Origin of the sequence: Granulicatella sp. WM01 (assembly GCF_004570605.1) — a bacterium.
GTDB lineage: Bacteria > Bacillota > Bacilli > Lactobacillales > Aerococcaceae > WM01.
This window is the reverse complement of the sequence record NZ_SPPB01000170.1, coordinates 1-255: the sequence shown is the minus strand read 5'-3', so window position 1 is coordinate 255 and position 255 is coordinate 1. Positions and strand designations below refer to the sequence as shown.

1 pseudogene is annotated in these 255 nt (G+C 42.0%); it reads left to right on the top strand.

Going from position 1 to position 255, the window contains the following annotated elements:
• Window positions 1-255 (top strand): annotated as a pseudogene (locus E4T68_RS09110) (ISNCY family transposase); the annotation flags it as partial.

The following is a 255-nucleotide window of genomic DNA, read 5'->3' as shown; positions in this document are numbered from 1 at the left end:
TACCCCGTTCTTGTGAGTTTCTAGCAGATAGTGACACTATCCACCCTAGTCGTCCGAGAAAAAAATATTGTGGCGAACTGATACAAATGGACGCTAGTCAATTCAGATGGTTTGGTCAAACTGTCTCGCATCTTCATGTTGCCATTGATGATGCTTCTGGTAATAGTGTTGGTGCCTATTTTGCCCCACAAGAAACGCTGAAAGGCTATTATCAGGTGTTACATCAGATATTAACCAATTATGGTATTCCTGCTG